Origin of the sequence: Mesorhizobium sp. M7A.F.Ca.AU.001.01.1.1 (assembly GCF_004022735.1) — a bacterium.
In the GTDB taxonomy this organism is placed as follows: domain Bacteria; phylum Pseudomonadota; class Alphaproteobacteria; order Rhizobiales; family Rhizobiaceae; genus Mesorhizobium; species Mesorhizobium ciceri.
Window position 1 is genome coordinate 1 of the sequence record NZ_RZPF01001226.1, and the last position, 887, is coordinate 887.

Genomic DNA, 887 nt, shown 5'->3' on the forward strand with positions numbered 1-887 from the left:
TTGCTCATGAGCGCCGGAATAATCGCTTGGTGCGGCGATTGCAATTGCCGTGCGCGGTGCGGGGCAAACAGCTGCTGAGGGGAGCGCCTCGTGAAAACAACAACACCCGCCGGGGGAGGAGGTCCGGCGGGTGTCGTTTTTCGGGTCGACCCTCGGGAGGAGGTGAAGGTCGGGCCGATTCGTCATCGCCGGGGAGGAGGTCGGCTTTGACGAAAACTCTTTCGCTGTTTGAAAAGGAGCGAAACCTTTGGGGCAAAATTCGATTTGCCGGGAAACAACGCCCGCCGCGGGAGGAGGTGCGGCGGGCGCCGTTTTGGTGGTCAACCCTTGGGAGGAGGTAAGGGGTGACCGTATTCGTCAAGGTCGGGGAGGAGGTCGACCCTGGCGAAATTCTGTCTAGATCGCCTGGCGGGCGATGATCTTGATTTCGTCGCGGACGATTCCGAGATCATGCAGCTGGCGGTTCGAAAGGCGACCCAGCTCGGTAACCGTCTCGCGATAAACGCGCCAGTTACGATAGTTGCGGATCAGGTTCATTGTCGTTCTCTTTTTCAAAACTGGTTCGGACCATTCGCGGTCCGAAGAATTAGACCGCCTTGCGAGCGACGTAAGGAATGTCGCTGCGGCTGATGCCGAGGTCGGTCAGTTCACGGTTGCTCAGGCGGCTCAGCTCGGACACGGTGTCCCTGTAGCGGCGCCAGTTGCGGTAGTTGCGGATCAGGTTCATGGTAGATCTCGTTTCGTCTTTCTTGCGGATCATTCCGTTTGTGTACGAACTATAAATAGGCGGACCCATATCGATTTAAAAGCGCTATGGCTGCATGGCAGCAATGCAAATTGTGCAATGCAGCATTAACGCTCGTTCACGGACCTGACACAAAGAAACC

2 protein-coding genes are annotated in these 887 nt (G+C 57.0%); both read right to left on the bottom strand.

Annotated features, from left to right (window positions below; genetic code table 11):
- Positions 1–396 precede the first annotated feature (396 nt).
- Positions 397–537: a DUF1127 domain-containing protein gene (locus EN884_RS37260; protein WP_013531314.1), complete on the bottom strand. Its 141-nt coding sequence runs from the start codon at positions 535–537 to the stop codon at positions 397–399.
- Between the two features lie 49 nt (positions 538–586).
- Positions 587–727, bottom strand: a complete 141-nt coding sequence (locus EN884_RS37265; RefSeq protein WP_013531315.1) for a DUF1127 domain-containing protein — start codon at positions 725–727, stop codon at positions 587–589.
- Positions 728–887 lie beyond the last annotated feature (160 nt).